Origin of the sequence: Paludisphaera borealis (genome assembly GCF_001956985.1) — a bacterium.
Lineage (GTDB): Bacteria > Planctomycetota > Planctomycetia > Isosphaerales > Isosphaeraceae > Paludisphaera > Paludisphaera borealis.
Genome location: NZ_CP019082.1, coordinates 5,179,479 through 5,198,553, shown reverse-complemented (window position 1 = coordinate 5,198,553; position 19,075 = coordinate 5,179,479). Strand labels below are relative to the sequence as shown.

Annotated in this window: 13 protein-coding genes; 8 read left to right on the top strand and 5 right to left on the bottom strand. The window is 67.6% G+C overall.

The window, feature by feature from the left end:
- Positions 1-7: 7 nt before the first annotated feature.
- Positions 8-1,237: a Glu/Leu/Phe/Val family dehydrogenase gene (locus BSF38_RS20030; protein WP_076351189.1), complete on the bottom strand. Its 1,230-nt coding sequence runs from the start codon at positions 1,235-1,237 to the stop codon at positions 8-10.
- Positions 1,238-1,504: 267 nt separating this feature from the next.
- Between BSF38_RS20030 and BSF38_RS20025 the strand changes: the two genes are divergently transcribed.
- The 3 genes from BSF38_RS20025 (at position 1,505) to BSF38_RS20010 (ending at position 4,207) form a co-directional block, all read left to right on the top strand.
- Positions 1,505-2,272 (top strand): creatininase family protein, encoded by a 768-nt coding sequence (locus tag BSF38_RS20025; protein ID WP_237170536.1) that lies wholly within the window; start codon positions 1,505-1,507, stop codon positions 2,270-2,272.
- A gap of 47 nt (positions 2,273-2,319) precedes the next feature.
- Positions 2,320-3,327: an SCO family protein gene (locus BSF38_RS20020; protein WP_083713975.1), complete on the top strand. Its 1,008-nt coding sequence runs from the start codon at positions 2,320-2,322 to the stop codon at positions 3,325-3,327.
- 484 nt (positions 3,328-3,811) lie between these two features.
- Positions 3,812-4,207, top strand: coding sequence for an ArsR/SmtB family transcription factor (locus tag BSF38_RS20010; protein WP_083713111.1), 396 nt, complete (start codon positions 3,812-3,814; stop codon positions 4,205-4,207).
- Between the two features lie 64 nt (positions 4,208-4,271).
- Here the strand turns inward: BSF38_RS20010 and BSF38_RS20005 are convergent, their stop codons facing one another.
- A complete protein-coding gene (locus tag BSF38_RS20005; RefSeq protein ID WP_237170535.1) occupies positions 4,272-5,849 on the bottom strand; it encodes a TolC family protein in 1,578 nt (525 codons plus the stop codon).
- Positions 5,850-6,270: 421 nt separating this feature from the next.
- On the opposite strand from BSF38_RS20005, the gene BSF38_RS20000 reads away from it, so the two are divergent.
- The 3 genes from BSF38_RS20000 (at position 6,271) to BSF38_RS19990 (ending at position 10,442) form a co-directional block, all read left to right on the top strand.
- Entirely contained in the window at positions 6,271-7,434 is a 1,164-nt protein-coding gene (locus tag BSF38_RS20000; protein ID WP_076348583.1) for a DUF1501 domain-containing protein, read from the top strand.
- 163 nt (positions 7,435-7,597) lie between these two features.
- A complete protein-coding gene (locus BSF38_RS19995; RefSeq protein WP_145952245.1) occupies positions 7,598-8,662 on the top strand; it encodes a zinc ribbon domain-containing protein in 1,065 nt (354 codons plus the stop codon).
- 73 nt (positions 8,663-8,735) lie between these two features.
- Positions 8,736-10,442, top strand: coding sequence for a serine/threonine protein kinase (locus tag BSF38_RS19990; RefSeq protein ID WP_076348579.1), 1,707 nt, complete (start codon positions 8,736-8,738; stop codon positions 10,440-10,442).
- A 99-nt stretch (positions 10,443-10,541) separates the two neighbouring features.
- Here BSF38_RS19990 and BSF38_RS19985 read toward each other — a convergent pair whose 3' ends face one another.
- The 3 genes from BSF38_RS19985 to BSF38_RS19975 form a co-directional block, all read right to left on the bottom strand.
- A complete protein-coding gene (locus BSF38_RS19985; RefSeq protein WP_237170534.1) occupies positions 10,542-12,116 on the bottom strand; it encodes a c-type cytochrome domain-containing protein in 1,575 nt (524 codons plus the stop codon).
- A gap of 219 nt (positions 12,117-12,335) precedes the next feature.
- The gene (locus BSF38_RS19980; protein WP_076348577.1) at positions 12,336-14,684 is read right to left on the bottom strand and encodes a hypothetical protein; all 2,349 of its coding nucleotides are present in this window, start codon (positions 14,682-14,684) and stop codon (positions 12,336-12,338) included.
- A gap of 180 nt (positions 14,685-14,864) precedes the next feature.
- Complete coding sequence (locus tag BSF38_RS19975; protein ID WP_076348575.1) at positions 14,865-16,055, bottom strand: hypothetical protein; 1,191 nt, start codon at positions 16,053-16,055, stop codon at positions 14,865-14,867.
- Positions 16,056-16,192: 137 nt separating this feature from the next.
- On the opposite strand from BSF38_RS19975, the gene BSF38_RS19970 reads away from it, so the two are divergent.
- Positions 16,193-17,800: a DUF1549 domain-containing protein gene (locus tag BSF38_RS19970; protein ID WP_076348573.1), complete on the top strand. Its 1,608-nt coding sequence runs from the start codon at positions 16,193-16,195 to the stop codon at positions 17,798-17,800.
- 7 nt (positions 17,801-17,807) lie between these two features.
- Positions 17,808-19,052 (top strand): DUF1501 domain-containing protein, encoded by a 1,245-nt coding sequence (locus BSF38_RS19965; RefSeq protein WP_076348571.1) that lies wholly within the window; start codon positions 17,808-17,810, stop codon positions 19,050-19,052.
- Positions 19,053-19,075: the final 23 nt, after the last annotated feature.

The window sequence follows — 19,075 nt, the reverse complement described above, 5'->3', positions numbered from 1 at the left end:
GCGGCCCTCAGATTCCGGCCAGGGCGTGCGCCCGGCCGACGCGGGAGATGGCCCGGTAGAAGGCGGCGGTGCGCATTGTGATGTTCTTGCGGTGGGCGATGTCGTACATCTCGTGGAACGCGTCGACCAGCCGGCGTTCCTCCTCGCGCTGCACCTGTTCGAGAGGCCAGCGAAAGTTCTGGAGGTTCTGGACCCACTCGAAGTAGCTGACGATCACCCCCCCGGCGTTGGCCAGAATGTCGGGGACGACGGGAATGCCGCGTGCGTTGAAGACCTCGTCGGCCTCGGGCCAGGTCGGGCTGTTGGCCGCCTCGACGATCAGTTTGGCCTGGACCGCCTCGGCCAGGGTCTTGTCGAACACCCCTCCCAGGGCGGCGGGAATCAGGACGTCGACGGGCATCGTCAGCAGTTGCTCGTTGGTGGTCGCCTCGCCCCCCTTGAAGCCCACGATCTTGCGGGCGATGGCCACGTGGCGGTCGAGCTCAGCGACGTCCAGCCCCTCGCGATTGAACACCGCGCCGTAGGCGTCGGAGACGGCGACGATCTTGGCCCCCTGCTCCGCCAGGAACCGCGTCGTGTAGCTGCCGACGTTGCCGTAGCCCTGGATGGCGAACGTCGAGCCGCCGATCGTCCGGCCGAGCCGCCCCAGGATTTCGCGGGTGATGATCGCGACGCCGTAGCCCGTGGCCGCCTCGCGACCGGGTGAGCCGTGCAGCTCGACGGGCTTGCCGGTCACGCAAGCGGGAGTGAAGCCGGCGAACTTGCCGTACTCGTTCATGATCCAGGCCATCACCTGGGCGTCTGTCCCCATGTCGGGCGCGGGGATGTCCTTCACCGGGCCGATCATGTCATGGATCTTCTCGGTGAACCGCCGCGTCAGCCGCTCGGTCTCAGCCCGCGAGAGCTTGGTCGGATCGCAGTTGATCCCCCCCTTGGCCCCGCCGAACGGCAGATCCACCAGCGCGGTCTTCCAGGTCATCAGGCTGGCCAGCGACCGGGCCTCGTCCTGGTCGACATGCGGATGATATCGCAAGCCCCCCTTGAACGGCCCCCGGGCGTTGTCGTGCTGCACCCGATAGCCGATGAAGTTGCCGATCTGGCCGGAATCGAGCTCGATCACGACCTCGACGCGGACTTCCCTGTCGGGAGTGACCAGCAGCGTCCGAATGTTCTCTGACAGGCCAAGCAGCTTGGCGGCCTGGTCGAAATAATGACTGGTGGCCTCGAACGCTTGCATCGCGACGCCGATCCAAGGATAACGGAACAAGGCGGTAGAGCAGGGATGGACGACCCAAGATCCGATCCTAACGGACCACCCACCCCCTCGCAATGGGAATGGCCCCCCGGCCCGCCCTCCCGGCCGACGCCCCCCGCCCGGCCCCTCCGATCGATTCGCCGCGGCCGACTTCCCGCTGCTCGGGACGCCGCCCCTCGACCGCGCCGATCACCGAGCCCGGCCGATTCCACCGACCACCCATCGATAATCGAAAAGGCGAACGCACTGATGACACCCTGGAAACTGGCGGATATCACCTACGGCGAGCTGAAATCGAAACCCGAATACCAGGCGGCCGTCCTCCCGCTGGGCGCGACCGAGCCCCACAACCTCCACCTGCCTTACGGCACCGACACCTTCCAGGTGGAGACCATCGCCTCGCGCGCCTGCGAGATCGCCACGGCCAAGGGTGCCCGGGTGCTCCAGCTCCCCGCGATCCCCTACGGCACCGAGACCAACCAGATGGAATTCCCGATGGCGATGAACCTCAACCCATCGACCCTCGCGAAAGTGATCGCCGACCTCGTCGAATCGCTGGCCAAGCATAAAATCCACAAGCTGCTCTTGCTCAACGGCCACGGCGGCAACGACCTGAAATGGGTCCTCCGCGAGCTGCATCGATCCACGCCTGTCCGCCTGTTCCTATGCAACTGGTACAAGGTCGCGGCCGACGGTTACGATTCGATCTTCGAGAAGAAGGACGACCACGCCGGCGAGATGGAGACCAGCATGGGGCTCGCCCACTTCCCAGACCTCGTGAACCTGCCGGCGGCCGACGACGGCGCGGTGCGGGCGAGCCGGTTCGACGCCGTCAACCGCGGCTGGGTGGAACTCACCCGCCCCTGGCACTTGCTGACCACCAACTCGGGAGCCGGAAACCCCCACGCCGCCACGGCCGAGAAAGGCGAGGCCGTCACCGCCCGCGTCGCCGAACGGATCGGCCTCTTCCTCGCCGAACTGGCGGAGGCCCCGCTCGACGCCGACTTCCCTTTTTAAACGTGGACTTGAACCCAAATCTGGATAGGAACATGGAGAATTATGACATGCCGTCCGCACGCGCGGGGTCGAAGATCATCGCCTGGGCCGGCCTCGGCGTCGTCTGCGGCCTGGCCTTCGCCTGCGCCTGCGGGCCGGCCGACGAGCCGGCGGGGGTCGGTTCGTCGCCGAAGGCCGCGTTCGCGAGCGGAAAAGGCACCGCGGCCCCCAAGGTCGAGACCAAGAATTACGCTCTCAAAGGCGAGGTGCGCAAGATCGAGAAGGAGAACCACCAGTTGGTGATCCGCCACGAGGCCATTCCGGGCTTCATGGGAGCCATGACGATGCCGTTCCAACTCCCCAAGGAGACCGACTTCGACGACTTCCAGGTGGGCGACATCGTGGAAGGAACGTTGCGGGTCGAGCTCGAGAACGGCGAGACAAGCGACTATCAACTTCAGGACTTGGCGGTTTCCAAGCCGGCCCTCGCCGCTCCTCCTCTTCCGCTAGTCGTCGACTCCTCGGGAAAGGCCGTCTCGGTGCTGCCGAGGTCGAAGCGGCTTGAACCGGGGGAGGCGGTCCCCGACTTCACGATGACTGGCGAGGACGGCAAGACGTCCAAGCTGTCCGACCTCCGCGGCCATGTCGTCGTGCTGACATTCATTTACACGCGATGCCCGCTGCCGGACTTCTGCCCGGCCATGGACCGTCGGTTCGCCGAGCTGGCCCAGTCGCTCTCCACGTCGCCGAGCCGGTCGGAGAAGGTCCGCCTGGTCTCGCTGTCGTTCGACCCCGAAAACGACACCCCGGAAGTCTTGCGCAAGCATGCGCGGATCAGGGGGGCGACGCCGCCGTTGTGGACCTTCGCGGTGGCCTCGCATGACGAGCTGGCCAAGATCGCGGTCCCGCTCGGACTGGTGTACGGGCCCGGCAAGAATGAAATCATACACAACCTTTGTACAGCGGTGATCGGCCCCGACGGCAAGCTCGTCCGCCTCGAAGTCGGCACGAAGAACAACCGCTGGACGACCGCCGACCTCCTCAAAACCCTCTTCCCCACGCCCTCTCCCGGCTGACCAGCCCCCCGAGGCGAGGGCCCGGCGCGGCCCTCGTTCTCTTGCTCGAACGCACACAAGTACAAGCCTTCGTGGGTGAACCGGCCGGCGCGGAGGCCGGCCGCCCCGGCGGCACGCCCTCCTCGCGCCAACAAATGGACGAATTTAAGGCATTAAAGTTTGCAGATCGCGATTGACATGAGTTAGATTAGCTATAAGATGTCGACAACCACCCACGTTGAGATACGTTCGCGCAAGGTTGTGATCGACTCGTTGTGGGATTTCGAGCCGCCGTCGAGCCGGCCCGCGCGGGAGGACCTCCCCGGGCCGCCGCCGTCGACTCGTAGGTCCGCCTCGAGTCCGTGGACCCTAGCCGCGGCCATCGATTCCTTGGATGGAAACCTCGTCCTCGCCTGAACTTCCGCCATCGGGCCGAGGACGGGTTCGGGGTCCGTTACGGCGACCGTTAAACTGCATCTCTGAACAGTATCAGGAGGGTATCGTCATGGCAGTAGCGAAAGCGAGTCCTAAGTCCACCGCCGCCCCCAAGGCCGCCACCACCACCGTCGTCGTGGCCCCCAAGGCGGCCGCGACCCGGACCACCAAGTCGGCCAAGGCCGCCGACCAGCGGTTCCAGCAGGCCAAGCGCGCGTCGATCCTGCTCAAGCACGTGAGCGACCCCACCCGCCTCCAGGTGATCTTGATCCTGGCCGAAGGCGAACGCCACGTCGGCGCCCTGTGCGCCCAGCTCAGCCAGAGCCAGCCGGCGGTGAGCCATCACCTGGCCCTGCTCCGCCACGGCAACATCATCGCCCCCCGCCGCCAGGGCAAGAACAACTTCTACAGCCTGACCGACACCGGCGCCGAGCTGGCTCGCGTCGTCAAGAACCTGATCGCCTGACCACGCCCACCCATCCAGGACCGTCCCCGCTTCTCGGGGCCGGTCCTTGGCTCGCCCGCCCCCCTCACGGCAGCAGCCGCTGGCCGACCACCGTGTTCAGATTGAGCATGCTGCGACGGTGCCGCACGGCCGTATCGAGATACGCCTTGACGTTGTCGTTGTAGATGCGCTGGGCTTCCAGGTACGACACGACGGTCTGCTGCTCGTCGCCCGTCTGGAAGAGCGTGAAGCGGTCGTCCTTCGCCTGCTCCGAGGCTGGGAGGATGCTCGTACGGATCTTCTCGACGATCTGGGCGGTGACCACGTATTCCCGGGCCGCCTGGACGACCTCGTTGCGAACCCGGCGCTCGATGTTCGCCAGTTCGATCTTCGACTGTTGAATGTTGATCCGGGCCCGCTCGATGTTCCCTTGGTTGCGGTTGTAGACCGGCAGGGGGACCGTCACGCCCAGGGCCCACGCCGTCCCGCTCTTCTTGCCGAACGGCGAGTTGTCCTGGAAGGTGTAGGGCTGGTAGAGGACGTAGGCGTCCTGGTAGCGGTTGGCCATGGCGAGCCGCAGGCCGGCCTCGGCGGCCTGGAGCCCCAGCCGATACGAGACGACGTCGGGCCGGTTCGCGCAGGCCATCTCCACCAGAGAGTCGACGGGAGGGGGCGGTGGGCTTCGGTCTTCGATGGTCCCCTGAAATTCCATGGCTTCGGCCTGTTCGGGGTCGATGTTCAGCATCAGGCCGAGCGCCCGCTTGGCCCGCTTCAGGTTCTCATCCGCATCGACCATGCCGACCGCGGCGATCTGCTGCTGGGCTTTGATCTGGTTCACGTCCGCACGTGACGCCCTGTCCTTCTCATACAGCATCTGGGTCGCCCGGATCAGCTTGGCGAGCCCCTCGGCGCTGGCTTTCGCGTACCGGCTGGTCTGCCTGGCGGAAAGGATGTCGAGGTAGGCGGTGTAGAGGTTGTTGATCTCGATCCGGACGGCGTCCTGGTACTGGGCCTCGGTCACCCGCAAGGCGCGCGAGGCGTACTCGGTGCGAGCTTGCCGCTTGTGCGAGAAATCGACGGGGTGGGAGATGTTGACGTCGTACTGGACCGGGCCGCCGGGGCGCTGCTCCGACCAGCGGCCGTAGGGGATGAGCTGCGAATCGGCGTAGAGGATCGGGTTGGCCCGCAGGCTGGCGGTCAAGACGTCGGCGCGGGCCTGGGGGATCTCCAACGACTTGGAACGGAGATCAAGGTTCTCCTGGATCAGGCGGTCGATCGCCTGGTCGATGGTCATGCCGTCGGGGGGCCCCTCCGACTCCCCCTCGGTGGGGAGCGCCAGCGAGCCGTACAGCGGGGCCCTTGGCACCGGAAGCGCCTCGGGCGCGGCGATGCCCCGAGGCGGCGGCGTCCGTCCTTCCATGGGCCGGGAGATCGACGCCGGGGCGCGCGAGCCCGCCGTCCCCACGCGTCCCATGAGCGGCGCGTCGCCCCCCGGTTGCGATCCCAGCAGCATCGGATCGGTCCCCGGCGGCGTGCCCAGCCGCGACTCCGATGATCCCGGGCTCGCCGCCCCCCCCCTCATCGCCGGCTCGACCGTCTCGATCACCGCCGACTGCGACCAGGCGACCCTGGGCGTCGCCGCGCCGAACAGCGCGATCGCCACCGCCAACCTCGCCGAAACCCGCGCCGAACTCGATTTCGCGCCCTCTTGGGTTGTTCCCAGCTTCTCCATACCCGCCCCTCCCAGGCTCAGGACGACCCACGTCGAAGGCCGACCCAGGAATCCCGTGCATCCTGCTCCCACGGTTCTATCGGACCGAACCGCTTCTCGGAATGAATCGATCTTACCCGGACATCCCGAAGCCCCTTCCCTCAGCACTCACCCTAAATTCTTTTTAATCGACACAACCCAATCGGCTTACCATCCATGGAGATAAGTAGCGGAGGATGGCGAGTGCGCGGGATAATCCAAGCAGTGGGCCCTGTCGCAAACGTCCGACGGAGGGTACGTTTTAGGGGCGTGGAGTCGAAACATTTCGACCCTTTCCCCTCGGTCCCCCGAGGTGAGCGGAGAGACGATTTATATGATTACCGTCGGTCGAGGTGTTGCGAGCGGCTGCGGCGGGGTCAACCGCCGCGATTTCCTGCTCGCGGGCGGGATGGGGTTGGGCGCGTTGGGCCTTCCGCTGTCGGAAACGAGCCTCTTCGGTTCGCCGACTCCTCGGAACGAGAAGGCGCTGATCCTGCTCATGCTGGTGGGGGGGCCGAGCCAGCTCGAAACCTGGGACCCCAAGCCCGACGCGCCCGAGGAGGTTCGCGGGCCGTTCCGGTCGATCGCGACTCGCGTTCCGGGCGTGCGGATCAATGAGAACCTGCCCCGGCTGGCCGCGCGGATGGACAAGCTGGCGCTGATTCGCTCGCTCCATCACGACGAGGCGCCGATCCACGAGACGGGACTGCAACTGCTCCAGACCGGCCGCCTGAGCCGATCGGAGGAGGTGCACCCGCATATCGGCTCGGTGGTGTCGCGGTTGAAGGGGCCCATCGGCTCGACGCCCCCGTTCATGATGGTCCCGGGCGCGATCCAGAACACCGGCGTCGTCGTGCCCCGAGGCCAGACGGCCGGATGGCTCGGCGCGACCCACGCGCCGTTCCAAAACGCGACGTTGAACGTGGAGGGGGAGCCCGAGCGGCTACTCCGGGCCTACGGGCCGAGTAGCTTCGGGCGGAGCTGCCTGCTGGCCCGGCGGCTGGTCGAGTCGGGCGTTCGCGTGGTGACGGTCAACATGTTCGACACGGTGTTCGACAAGATCACCTGGGACTGCCACGGCTCCGGTCCGTTCAGCACGCTCGACGACTACCAGCGCCAGCTTCTGCCGACGTTCGATCAGGCGTTTTCCGCGCTGCTTGACGACCTGGGCTCGCGCGGGATGCTGGAGTCGACGCTCGTGGCGGCCGTCGGCGAGTTCGGCCGAACGCCTCGGATCAACGGGGCCGGCGGTCGCGACCACTGGCCCGGCGTCTGGAGCGTCGCGCTGGCCGGCGGCGGCGTGCGGGGCGGCCAGGTGATCGGCGCCAGCGATCCTCACGCGGCGGCTCCGATCGACCGCCCCGTCGTCCCTCAAGAGCTGTTGGCCTCGATGTACCACGCGCTCGACGTCGACCCGTCGCAGCTCTTGAACGAGTCGGCGTCCGAGATTCCGACGCCGGCGGCCGACTTCAGTCCGGTTTACGAACTATTCTCCTAGGAAGCAGACTTCCGAGACTCGGGTGGACGTTCCGCGCGAGCGGCTGAAGGCCGTCGGGTGGAACGTCCACCTTGTGCTCCGAGACGAGGACGACCCCGACGACACCCATTTCCGACCGTCGCCGCGACCGATCGTCGGTTCCATTTCCGAAGGAAGCCGTCCGATGAGCATCGTCTTCTTCTGCCAGAACTGTGGCGCCCGCTTCGACGTGGACGCCCACGCCGCGGGCAAACAAGGGCGCTGCAAGCACTGCGGCCAGAAGATGGTGGTTCCCCAGGCGGGGAGCCTAGCGTCGCTCGCCGCGACGCCGCACCTCGCGAGGGCCATGGCCACGGCCACGGCCGCACGGGTGACCGCCGACGCGTCTTCCGCGGAGGGCGGCCCGGACTGGCTGGCGCGGATGGGGAGTCAGGCCGTGCTCGCCCCCTTGACCGTCGACCGCATGCCCGGGCTGCGGAAGCCGAAACCCAAGCTGACCCCCATGGACGACGCCCCGGATGAGAACTCGAATCCGTACGCCCTGGTTGAAGCGCCCAAAACGCGTCGCGTCAGCGTGGGGTCCAGCAAGCCCGCCGGCGAGGTCAAGATTCTCTGGCGGCGGCAGCTCGGGACGATCCAGAAGGCGTTCCGCTGGATCAACGAGACGGCGTACCTGATCTCGGTTCCGTTCATTATGCTGATCTTCCTGGGGGCGATGATGCACAACCGCCCGATGGCCCTTCTGGGCGCGGCGGTCGTGGTCGTGCTGAACATCGGGCGGATCGTCAGCGGCCTGGCGAACATCGTCGTCATCCCGTTCCGCGAGAGCCCGCTCCAGGGGATTCTCTTCCTGATTCCTCCGATCACGTTCTTTTACATGGCGAACCACTGGAGCAAGCTCAGGAAGCCGACCCAGCGGGTGATGGGGCCGCTCTTGACCATCGGCCTGGTGATTCTGGCGTTCACGTTCATCCCGTCGCTTTCGGGCAAGGCCGCGGCCTCGGGCGGCGTGAAAGGCCGGTTGAAAGCGACCGTCACGGACCTGAAACAGTCGATCCAGAGCGAGGCCGGCCAGCTCAAGAACCTCGATCTGAAGTCGCTCGCCGCCCCCGCGCCGGCCGAGTCGAAGCCGGCCGGTGGAAGCGACGGTCCGGGCGCTTTGCAGCAGTTGGAGACCAAGGTCCAGGGCGCGAAGGAGATGATTCGCAACCAGGCCGACCAGATCCGCCAATCGGCGCAGCCCCAGTGATTGCGGCTCCCGCGTTTCGCCTCGCCCTCATTCCGATCATCGATCCGAATCCACGAATCAGTCGAGAATCCGCATGACGACCTCCCAGAACACGGCTCTCGCGGGCGATCAACCCGATGACGACTCGATCGTCGACCTGGAGCCCACTCAATCCTTGGAGCTGGCTTCCGCCGGCTCGTTTTCGACTCGCGCCGGGGGGGGCGTCGCCCTGGTGGATGGAAGCTGGCGGAGCCTGCGGAGCGAGACGCACGACCTGCGGCGGAATCGACTGACCTCCGCGGCGCTCTTCATGGCGGTCGTCTCGGCGGTGCTGCTGATCTGGAGTTTCTTCAACGGCACGTCGATGCACTGGGTGATCACCGCAATGATGGGCTTGCGGCTCGTCGTCGCGTCGACCGTCGCGGGTCTGTTGCTCAGCAAGCTGCCGATCTCGACCGACCGGGTCCGGCTCATGGAGTACGGCCTGTTCGGCTTGATGGCGGTCCTCATCGCCGTCACCCAGTACGTTGTGGACGTCGAGTTCCTCCGACGAGGCGACGTTCTCGCGGCGGCGACATACATGAAGAACGGCGTGATCGGCATGATCGTGCTGATGGTGCTCTACGGGACCTTCATCCCCAACGACACCCGGACGGCCGCCACGGTCATCCTGACGATGGCCCTGGTCCCCATCGTGTCGTTCGCCCTGCTCATGGAAGCCGAACACCCCGACCTCGTCGAGGAGCTTGAAGGGATGCGAGGGGGCGAGCACGCCGGGTCGAACGCGCTGTCGCTGATGATCGGCGCGGGGCTGGCGATCTACGGCGCGCACATCCTCAACGGCCTGCGGAAAGACCTGCACAACGCCCGCAAGTACGGCCAGTATCAGCTCGGCCAGCAGCTTGGCGTCGGCGGCATGGGCGAGGTTTACATGGCCGAGCACCAGCTCCTCAAACGGCCCTGCGCCCTGAAGTTGATCAAGCCCGGCGCGGTGTCCGACCCAATCGCCCTGGCCCGGTTCGAACGCGAGGTCAAGTCGGCGGCGCGGCTCTCGCACCCCAACACGATCGCGATCTACGACTACGGCCACACCGACGACGGCACGTTCTACTACGTCATGGAATACCTGCCCGGGCTGAGCCTTCAAGACCTGGTGACACAGTACGGCCCGATGCCTCCGGGACGGCTGATCTTCCTGCTCCGCCAGGTCTGCGCCGGGCTGGCCGAGGCGCACTCGCTGGGGATCATCCACCGCGACCTGAAGCCGGCCAACCTCTTCGTCGCGCTGCGCGGCGGCGAGGCCGACGTCGCCAAGGTCCTGGATTTCGGCCTGGTGAAACTGACGGGCGACCCCGACGCGCCGGAGCTGACGACCGACCAGACCGTCAGCGGCACGCCGACGTTCATGTCCCCCGAGCAGGCGACCGGCGACAGCGCCCTCGACCCGCGAACCGACGTCTACTCTCTCGGCGCGATCGCCTACTTCGCGCTCACGGGCCAGCCGCCGTTCAAGGGGAGCACCCCGATGGCCGTGATGATCGCCCACGCCCGCGATCCCGTCGTCCCCCCCTCCCAGATCAACGAGTCCGTCCCCGCCGACCTCGAACAGGTCGTCCTCCGCTGCCTCGCGAAGAAGCCCGAGGACCGCTACTCGAACGTCAAGGCGCTCTCGAAGGACCTGGCCGCCTGCCAGGCGAGCCACGAGTGGAACGAAGAACGGGCCGAGGAATGGTGGCGGAAGCTGGTCCAGCCCATCCCCGGCCCGGCCGAGGCGGCGGCCGAAGCCGCCGCGGTTTCCTGATGGATGGTCATTGTAGCCGGCCTCTGTGAGGCCGGTCCGGTCCCACGCCGCGCGTCCCGGCCCGGGGTCACAGACCCCGGCTACAATGACAACACCGCGTTAACGCGCCGCCTGGGCTCCCGGAGGCTTGTAGCCGGGGGCGGCGGTGATGGTGCGGAGGGCCTTGCCGTCGGCGAGGTTCCAGAGGCGGACTTCGCCGTTCCAGCTTCCCGAGGCGATCGTCTTGCCGTCCGGGGAGATCGCCAGCGCGTAGACCCAGTCGCCGTGTCCTTCGAGCTTACGCAGCGTGGAACCGTCGGCCGGGTTGAACAGACGGACGACCTTGTCGGCGCCGCTGGCGGCGAGGGTCTTGCCGTCGGGCGCCATGGCGATCGCGAAGACCGGCCCGCCGAAGACGCCGATCTGGCGGACTTCCTTGGCCTCGCCGTCGAGCGACCAGAAGCGGACGTGGTTGTCCTCGCCGGCCGAGAACGCCTGCTTGCCGTCGGGCGTGAACGCCACGGCGTAGACCGTCTGGCCGTGGCCGGTGAACGTGACCAGCGACTCCTTCTTCTCGACGTCGAACACCTTGCACGTCTTGTCGCGGCTGGCGCTGGCCAGAAGCTTGCCGTCGGGGCTGAAGGCGATGTCGTAGATCCAGTCGGCGTGGTCCTCGATCTGGACGAGGATCTTGCCGGTGGCCGTCTCGTGGACGCGGACCGCCCGGTCGGCGCCGGCTGTGGCGACCTTCTGGCCGTCGGGGCTGAAGGCGACGGCGAACACCACGTCTTGGGCCTCGGCCAGATCGCGCACCGGCTTGGGCGGCTTGCCGGCTTCGAGCGACCAGAGCCGAGCGACGCCGTACTGGCCGGGGTCGCCGCCCGCGGTGGCCATCCACTTGCTGTCGCGGCTGATGGCGATGTCGTAGGTCCGCTCGGGCAAGCCCTGGACGCGGCCGTCGAGCGCGCCGTCGGCCGTCTTCCAGGTGGTCAGCTCGTGGTAGCCTGAAGCCTCGATCCGCTGGCCGTCGGGGGTGAACTGCAACGCCGTGACGGGGACGGTCGTGGGATACGCGTCAGGGATCGCCGTCTTCCGGGTCTTGCGGAGCAAGAAGGTCCAATCCTCGGTGGGAGCCGTACCGTCGTACTTGGCGCCCTCGCTCACCCACCGGGTGAGGATCGCGACGTCTTCCGGGGGGAGCGGGTCTTGCTTGTAGGGCATCCGAGGCTGGGCGTCGGGGCCGAGCGTCTCAAGGAGATAGCTCTCGTCCGGCTTGCCCGGTTCGAGCGTGATCCCGTCGCCCACCTTGCCCCCCTTGGCAAGCTGCGCGAAGGTCGTCATCACGTACTTGCTCTCGGGCTTCTTGGGATTGTGGCAGGCGATGCAGTTGCGCACGAAAATCGGCGCCACGTCGTTCATGAAGCTCACCGGCTTCACCCCCGCCGCCGCGGGCTTGGCGTCGGCGGGCTTCGCATCAGCCGGTTTGGCGTCAGCCGGCTTCGCAGCGTCGGCGGGTTTCGCGTCAGCCGGCTTCGCAGCGTCGGCGGGCTTGGCCGGTGCGGCGGGCTTGGCCGGTGCGGCGGGCTTGTCTTTCGACGGCTCGGCCTGGCCGAACGCGAGACCGGCGGGGAGCAGCAGCAGGGCGGAGACGCTGGCGATTGCGGACCATCGCATCATCGAGGAAGGCGAACGCATGCGCGAACCCCCGGGTGAAGAAGAGAGCGGGTGATGGGGCCGTCCAAAAATAGCTTCCAACTCTTTCGCATAACTTGGAGGTCGGGAAGACTCACCACGGAGGACGCGGAGGACACGGAGAAGAAAAACCTCGGATGGAATTCTTGTCTTTTCCTCCGCGTCCTCCGTGGTTGAATCTCTTCGAGCGTTGGACGTTGTTCGCGGACGGCCCCCATGAGTTCATTTCGGTTTGGGCGCGACGATCTTGGCGGCCAGGGCCGAGGGGGGGAAGGCGTAATCCTTCTTGTCGATCTGGAAGACGGCGGCGACCTTGGCGGCAGCTTCGGCCGGCTTGGCGTCGGCGGCGGCCGTGACCTTGACGACGAAGTCCGACGCTCCGGGAGCGACCGTCGCCGGGTCGGCCTTGAGTCCGGCGGGAAGGCCGTCGAGGCGGATCACGACCGGGTCCTTGAAGCTTCCCTTGCGGACGACCTTGCCCTTCACTTCAACCGTCGCGCCCGGGGCCAGCTCGACGGCGGGCGCCGCCAGCGTCAGCTCGATCGGTCGGACGACGTTGAGCGTCACGGCGGGGATCGCGAGCGTCCGCTCGCCGGGGGCGAACTTCCCCTTGGCCGTCAGCGCGACGGTCATGGCGCCCAGGGCCGCCTCAGGCGCGGCGGCCACCGTCGCGGTTCCCTCGCCGGCTTTCTCGGCGATCGTCGCGGCGGGGGCCGTGAGGCCCGGCGGCAGGGCGAGCGACGCGATCGCGAGCGCGGCGTTCGCGTCCTTGGCGCGAACCACCTTGATGGGGATCGACACGCTCTGGCCGTGGGCCACTTCGAGCGGACCAGCCGGCGCGTCGAGGGTCGCGAGCGTCGGCTGCGCGGTCGCCGAGGTCAGCCCGTCCTCGTCGAGGACGTTCGTCGGCAGGAATTCCTGCGACGCGAAGGTGGTGCGATGGACGGCGAGCTTCTGGATCGGCCCGCTCGGCCCCTGCCCCACGCCGACCAGTTTCAGCGTCGAGAGCGGGAAGGCGGCGTCGGCGGTCGCCGACAGCGAGAGCGCCCCGACGACCTGCCCGGCCGCGATCGTTCCAGGCCGGAAGGTCAACCCGGCGGGCGGGTCGAGGACCGAAAGCGTGATCGGCCCGTCGAACTCGCGGCGGGTCAAGGTCACGCCCACAACGGCCGTGCCCCCCTTGGGAATGCTCGCCTGGGCGTCGTTGAGGTGCACGTCGAAATCCGGTGCGACCGGTTCCACGAGAATCCGGTACGGGAAGCCGATCCCGCCGCGCTTTTCGAGGTCGTGCAGAACGAGCGTGACCTCGTTCACGTCGCCGGGGACGGCGAGCGTCAGCGACGGGTCGGGCTCGACGATGTTCTGCACCACGCCGTTCTTCATAGGTCCGGGCGTGGTCGTGTCGTCGGCGTTGCCGATCGCGGCGCCCTTGGGGTTCAAGACCTGCAACACGCCGTCGAGCTTCGAGCCGTGCTGGGACGCCTCGACCTTGATCCGCACCTTCTGACCGGGCGTCACCGCCACCGTGAACCGATCCTCGTCGCCTGGCGGGTCGATCCGCCCGTTGAAGACGACCGGCGCCACCCCCTTCGGCGGCCCGTCGGCCGGATTGGTCGATTCGCGGATCTCGGGATAGCGCGAAACCAAGATCGGACGCAGCGATTCGACGTCAGTCGCTCCCGCCGCGCCGGGCGTCGGGCTGGCGACCTTCGGCCAGTGAATCCAGGCGTTGCCGAGAGGCGACACCCGATCGGCGGCGATCGCCAGGTCGTTCAGCGTCCCCCCCCGAAGCTCAAAGCCCACCGTCTCGCCCGCGCGGCCGCCCAGCGGATAAATCTCCTCGGCGATCGGCACGACGCCGATCGTCAGCCGATAGACCGGCCGACCGCCTCCCAGATAACGCGAGTCGGAGATCTCGACCACGTAATCCGTGTCCTCAGGAAGCTCGGCTACGAGCCGGGCGTCGGTCAACAGGCCCGGCGAGTCGTCGGCCGAGGCGATGAACCGCCGCGAAGCCGACGCCGTGGTCAGCCGGATCGAGGGGTCGACCCCCGAACCCAGCCGCGCGCACTGGGCGTCGACGACGATCTTCTGCCCCTTCTTGCCCGTGAACTTGAAATAATCGACGTCGTTGGCCGCCGCCCGCCCCTCGATCACCAAGGGAGGGGCCGGAACCGCCTGGGCCGTCTCGAACGTGCTGTTCTCTTCCTTCTCGGCGACCTGCGGGAGCTGGCCGACCGCGAACAAGAACGGATTCGAAATCCCGTCGTCGGTCTGCACCCGGATCGGGTAAACGCCCACCGCGACCGTCGCCGGCACGTTGACCTTGAACACCCAGGCCCCGGCGTTACTCTTCTCGGGAGGCGTCGGCTCAAGCTGGAACGGGAACGGCGCGATCAGCCGCGGATTGCCCGCGAGGTTCGCCCCCGTCAAGTTGACCTCCGCGCTCTCGCCCCGTTTCACCCCGAACGGCGACACCTCGCCGATCGTCGGCGGCTCGGCCCTGAGTGACGGTTCGGCGATCCAGCTGAGTACTAACACGACGACGGCACGTCCGAGGATTCGGCTCATGAGATCCAACTCCGTAGTTGACAGATCGCGCAGCCGTACAGGGGGGAAGGCGATGGGGCGGGGAGTTCAAGAAGTATCCAACTCAAATTCAACGTCGCATGCCATCCGCGATTTGTCAAGAACCGGTCGTCGGAGGACCATGGGCGCGGGAGCGACGTCGCCGGGGCGCCACGTCGGGCGTCACATGGTGAGAAACGGGACCGGCAAGAGGAAGGCGTGCTGCTCGTAGACGCTCCAGAGGCCTCCCCACGAGGTGTACTGGGAGATGAACACGACGAGCACGTAGAAGAGAGCGACGACGACGATGGCGAGCCGGCCGAGGATGCGGAAGAACCAGTGTCGCGGCTGATCGCGTCGGCGCGAACGGGCGTAAGCCCAGCCGACCAGCAGGTGAGCCGGCCCCAGAAAGATCACGAAGACCAGGCTCGGCAGCCACGCGGCCTCGCGCGGGATCATCTCGATTTTGAGCAGGTAGAGCGGGACCGAGGCCAGCAGCAACACCGCCAGGGCGAACGCGAAGGCCCAGGGCGCCCGTCCAAAGCCCTGGCGCACGGCCCGGAATGAGAACAAGGCCGAGGTCCGGCCCTCGACGGCGTACCGCACCTGCAAGAACGGCAGGCGAGGCGCCACGAAAGCCAGCGAAATCGCCCCCACGATCCCCAGCAACGGGAACCGGGAGGTCGACGCCAGCAGGGCCGACGGCAAAACCAGCCAGGCGAGCGTCCCCAGGAAGCCGATCAAGCCGAGCCGAAAATAATGCGGCAGCCGAAGCCGCCCGACGAAGCTCCAGAACCCGTCGCGCGACGCCGCGTACAGCCCCCCCTCGCGGAGCCTTCGGTAAACCCACAACGGGTTGCCGAACGGCCAGAGAAAATGCCGGATGCGACCGCCTCGGGCGAAGGCCGCCAGCAGGTGCAAACAGGTGAGCGCCCAGACGACGGCCCGGATGATCCGCCAGGTCCGCTCGACCGATCCTCCCGGATCGATGATCGCCGCCGAACCGGCGTACAGACCCGCCAACCAGAGCGGAATCAGCGACGCGACGACGCCGACGGCCGTCCCCCCGACCCGACCCGCCAGCCGCACGCCGATCACCCCGTCGCGCAACCTCCCCGACCGAGCAACCCGCGCCGACGACTCCAGGAGATAGCCCATGCTCAAGAACTGGAGAATCGGCAAAGCCGCCAGGATCGACAGGCCCAAAATCAACGAAACCATGCCGAAAACCCAGCCGATCGCCGAGCCCAGCCCCCGGATGGACCGCCACAACAGCCCCCGGACTCGCCGAAACCGGCGCGGAGGGGCGTCGGCCGGCGGAAGTGCGGCTTCAATGACGACCGGCGGTTCTTCGAGCAACAGAGCTTCGTGCATACCATCCATTACTCGCCCGGATCGATTCGTGTTTCAAGCCGGCGGCCCGGACCGGTTTCCTGAAACGCGGCGAGGGCGGGCCGGGTAGTAAGCTACGATCGAGGATGAAGCGAAGTAGATCGAGAGGGGAAACGGACATGCGGCTGCGCGACCTGGGATTCGTCTGCCTGATCGTCGCTTGCGGCCTGGCCCTGGGCCGGGGCGTGTTCCGGTCGTCGGCGAGCGTCACGGCCGTCAAGGCCGACGTGTCGCAGCCGCTCCCTGATCGGCCGAACGTCGTCGGGAGGGTCGACGAGGCGTTCCGACGATCGTGGAATGAGCGCGGGATCGAGCCGGCGCCCCCCGCCCCGGACCTCGCCGTCATGCGCCGGCTCTCCTTGGCCCTGGCCGGCACGCTGCCCTCGCTGGAGGAGATTCGCCGGTTCGAGGCCCAGCCCCCCGAGCGCCGGATCGACGGCTGGCTCGACGACCTGCTCCGAGACCGCCGGTCGGCCGACTACCTGGCCGAGCGGTTCGCCCGGGCGTTCGTGGGGACCGAGGACGGCCCGTTCATCCAGTTCCGCCGCCGCCGATTCATTTCCTGGCTGAGCGACGCCTTGCTGGAGAACCGCCCGTACTCGGCGATCGTCCGCGACCTGATCGCCGACCGCGGCATCTGGACCGACCATCCGGCCACCAACTTCGTCTCCGTGACGTTCGACCCGGCGGTCGAGCTGCCCGACCCCGAGCGTCTGGCCGCGCGGGTGTCGCGGGCGTTCCTCGGTGCCCGGATCGATTGCGCGCAATGCCACGACCACCCGTTCCAGCACTGGAAGCAGGCCGATTTCCGGGCCCTGGCGGCGTTCTTCGGCGGCGTCCATTCCAACCTTCGAGGGATCTCCGACGGCGAGGTCTTCTACAAACCGCTCGACCGCAAGACCAAGGCCCCGACGACCGTCGAGGCCCGCGTGCCGTCGCATCCCGAGCTTCAGCCCAAGGAGGGGACGCCGCGCCAGCAGCTCGCGGGCTGGATCGTCGACCCGCGCAACCCGTACTTCTCCCGGGCCACGGTCAACCGCGCGTGGGCGTTCGCGTTCGGCCGTCCGCTCGTCGACCCGATCGACGATCTCGCCACGGCCGACGAGATCCCGGAAGTCCTCGACATCCTCGCGGCCGACTTCGCGGAACACGGTTGCGACCTCCACCGGTTGATCCGGACGATCGTCGCGACCGAGGCGTTCCGGCTCGAAAGCGACGCGCCGCCGTCGCCGACGGCCGAGCCCAAGGACGAGACCTGGGCGGCTTTCCCGATGACCCGGCTGCGGCCCGAGCAGGTGGCCGGCGGCATCCATCAGGCCGCCGCCGTCACGACGATCGGCCCCGAGTCGTCGTGGGTCGTCCGGTTCATCTCCTACACCGAGCGCAACGACTTCGTCCGTCGCTACGGCGACACCGGCGAGGACGAGTTCGCCCCGCGCGGCGGCACGATCCCCCAACGGCTCTTGCTCATGAACGGCGAGATGGTCGAGAAGAAGATCAAGGGCGACATGTTCAACGCCTCGAAACGGATCGCTCAGCTCGCCCCCGACGACGACAAGGCCGTCGAGCTGACCTACCTGGCGGTCCTGACCCGCCGGCCGACGCCCGAGGAAGCGGCCCATTTCAAGCACCGCTTCGAGGGGATCAAGGGCGACCGCCGCGTCGACCTGCTGACCGACCTCTACTGGACGCTCCTCAACGCGACCGAATTCTCCTGGAACCACTGAGGCCCGCATGACATCCCTCGACCGCCGCGCCTTCCTGTCGCTCGCCGGCCTGAGCTGGCTGACGCCCGTGGGCCGACTGCTCGCCCAGCAGTCGGAGAGTTCGCGCGAACCGGCCCGGTCGGTGATCCTCTTGTGGCTCGCCGGCGGACCCAGCCAGCTTGAGACCTTCGACCCGCACGCCGGCACCAGCTTCGCCGGCGGCACGAAGGCGATCGAGACGGCCGTCAAGGGGATTCAGCTCTCGTCGGGCTTCGAGCAACTGGCCGACCAGATGGGCTCGGTCTCGCTGATCCGGTCGATGATCAGCAAGGAGGGCGACCACGAGCGCGGGACGTACATGCTCAAGACCGGCTACCGCCCCGACCCGACCGTCGTGCACCCGTCGATCGGCGCGGTCTGCTGCCACGAGCTGCCGGTGGGGACGACCGACATCCCGCGGCACATCTCGATCCTGACCGGCCAGTGGCCGAGCCGGGGGGGGTTCCTCGGCGGCGAGTTCGACGCCTTCCAGATCGACGATCCCAAGGGGAAGCTGCCGGACGTCGCCAGCCAGGTCGCGGCCGTTCGCGACCAGCGCCGGGTTCTGGACCTCGACGTCGTCGACCGAGCCTTCAGCCTGCGTCGCAAGGCCCGGGTCGACGCCACCCTGCATCGCGAGACCATCGCCTCGGCCCGCACGATGATGACGTCGGAGCAGCTCAAGGCGTTCGACGTCTCGCAGGAGCCGGCGAACCTCCGGGCCGAGTACGGCGATTCGCCGTTCGGCCGGGGCTGCCTGGCCGCGAGGCGGCTGATCGAGGTCGGCGTACGGTGCGTCGAGGTCACGCTCAACGGCTGGGATTCGCACGTCAACAACCACGAGATCCATCGCAAGCTGGTCAAGCAGCTCGACCCGGCGTTCGCCGCGTTGCTCCGCGACCTCCGCGCCCGCAAGCTGCTCGACCGGACGGTCGTCCTCTGCTGCGGCGAGTTCGGCCGGACGCCGAAGATCAACCCGTTCGGCGGTCGCGACCACTGGCCCACCGGCTTCAGCCTGGCCCTGGCCGGCGGCGGAATTCGATCCGGCGTGGCGATCGGCGAGACCGACCCCGAGGCGGTCAAGGACCCGGTTGATCCCACCACCGTCCAGGACGTCCACGCCACGATCCTCACCGCCCTGGGCCTCAACCCGCTCAAGGAGAACGTCGCCCCGCTCACCGGCCGGCCGATGAAGCTCAGCGAAGGCCGTGCGATCCGGTCGTTGATCGGGTAGAATGGCGGGTCGTCTCGTGACCG

Excerpts from the sequence above, each read along its gene's own strand:
- BSF38_RS20030 (WP_076351189.1), bottom strand. The coding sequence starts at position 1,237 with ATGCAAGCGTTCGAGGCCACCAGTCATTATTTCGACCAGGCCGCCAAG.
- BSF38_RS20025 (WP_237170536.1), top strand. The coding sequence starts at position 1,505 with ATGACACCCTGGAAACTGGCGGATATCACCTACGGCGAGCTGAAATCG.
- BSF38_RS20020 (WP_083713975.1), top strand. The coding sequence starts at position 2,320 with ATGCCGTCCGCACGCGCGGGGTCGAAGATCATCGCCTGGGCCGGCCTC.
- BSF38_RS20010 (WP_083713111.1), top strand. The coding sequence starts at position 3,812 with ATGGCAGTAGCGAAAGCGAGTCCTAAGTCCACCGCCGCCCCCAAGGCC.
- BSF38_RS20000 (WP_076348583.1), top strand. The coding sequence starts at position 6,271 with ATGATTACCGTCGGTCGAGGTGTTGCGAGCGGCTGCGGCGGGGTCAAC.
- BSF38_RS19995 (WP_145952245.1), top strand. The coding sequence starts at position 7,598 with ATGAGCATCGTCTTCTTCTGCCAGAACTGTGGCGCCCGCTTCGACGTG.
- BSF38_RS19990 (WP_076348579.1), top strand. The coding sequence starts at position 8,736 with ATGACGACCTCCCAGAACACGGCTCTCGCGGGCGATCAACCCGATGAC.
- BSF38_RS19985 (WP_237170534.1), bottom strand. The coding sequence starts at position 12,116 with ATGCGTTCGCCTTCCTCGATGATGCGATGGTCCGCAATCGCCAGCGTC.
- BSF38_RS19980 (WP_076348577.1), bottom strand. The coding sequence starts at position 14,684 with ATGAGCCGAATCCTCGGACGTGCCGTCGTCGTGTTAGTACTCAGCTGG.
- BSF38_RS19975 (WP_076348575.1), bottom strand. The coding sequence starts at position 16,055 with ATGCACGAAGCTCTGTTGCTCGAAGAACCGCCGGTCGTCATTGAAGCC.
- BSF38_RS19970 (WP_076348573.1), top strand. The coding sequence starts at position 16,193 with ATGCGGCTGCGCGACCTGGGATTCGTCTGCCTGATCGTCGCTTGCGGC.
- BSF38_RS19965 (WP_076348571.1), top strand. The coding sequence starts at position 17,808 with ATGACATCCCTCGACCGCCGCGCCTTCCTGTCGCTCGCCGGCCTGAGC.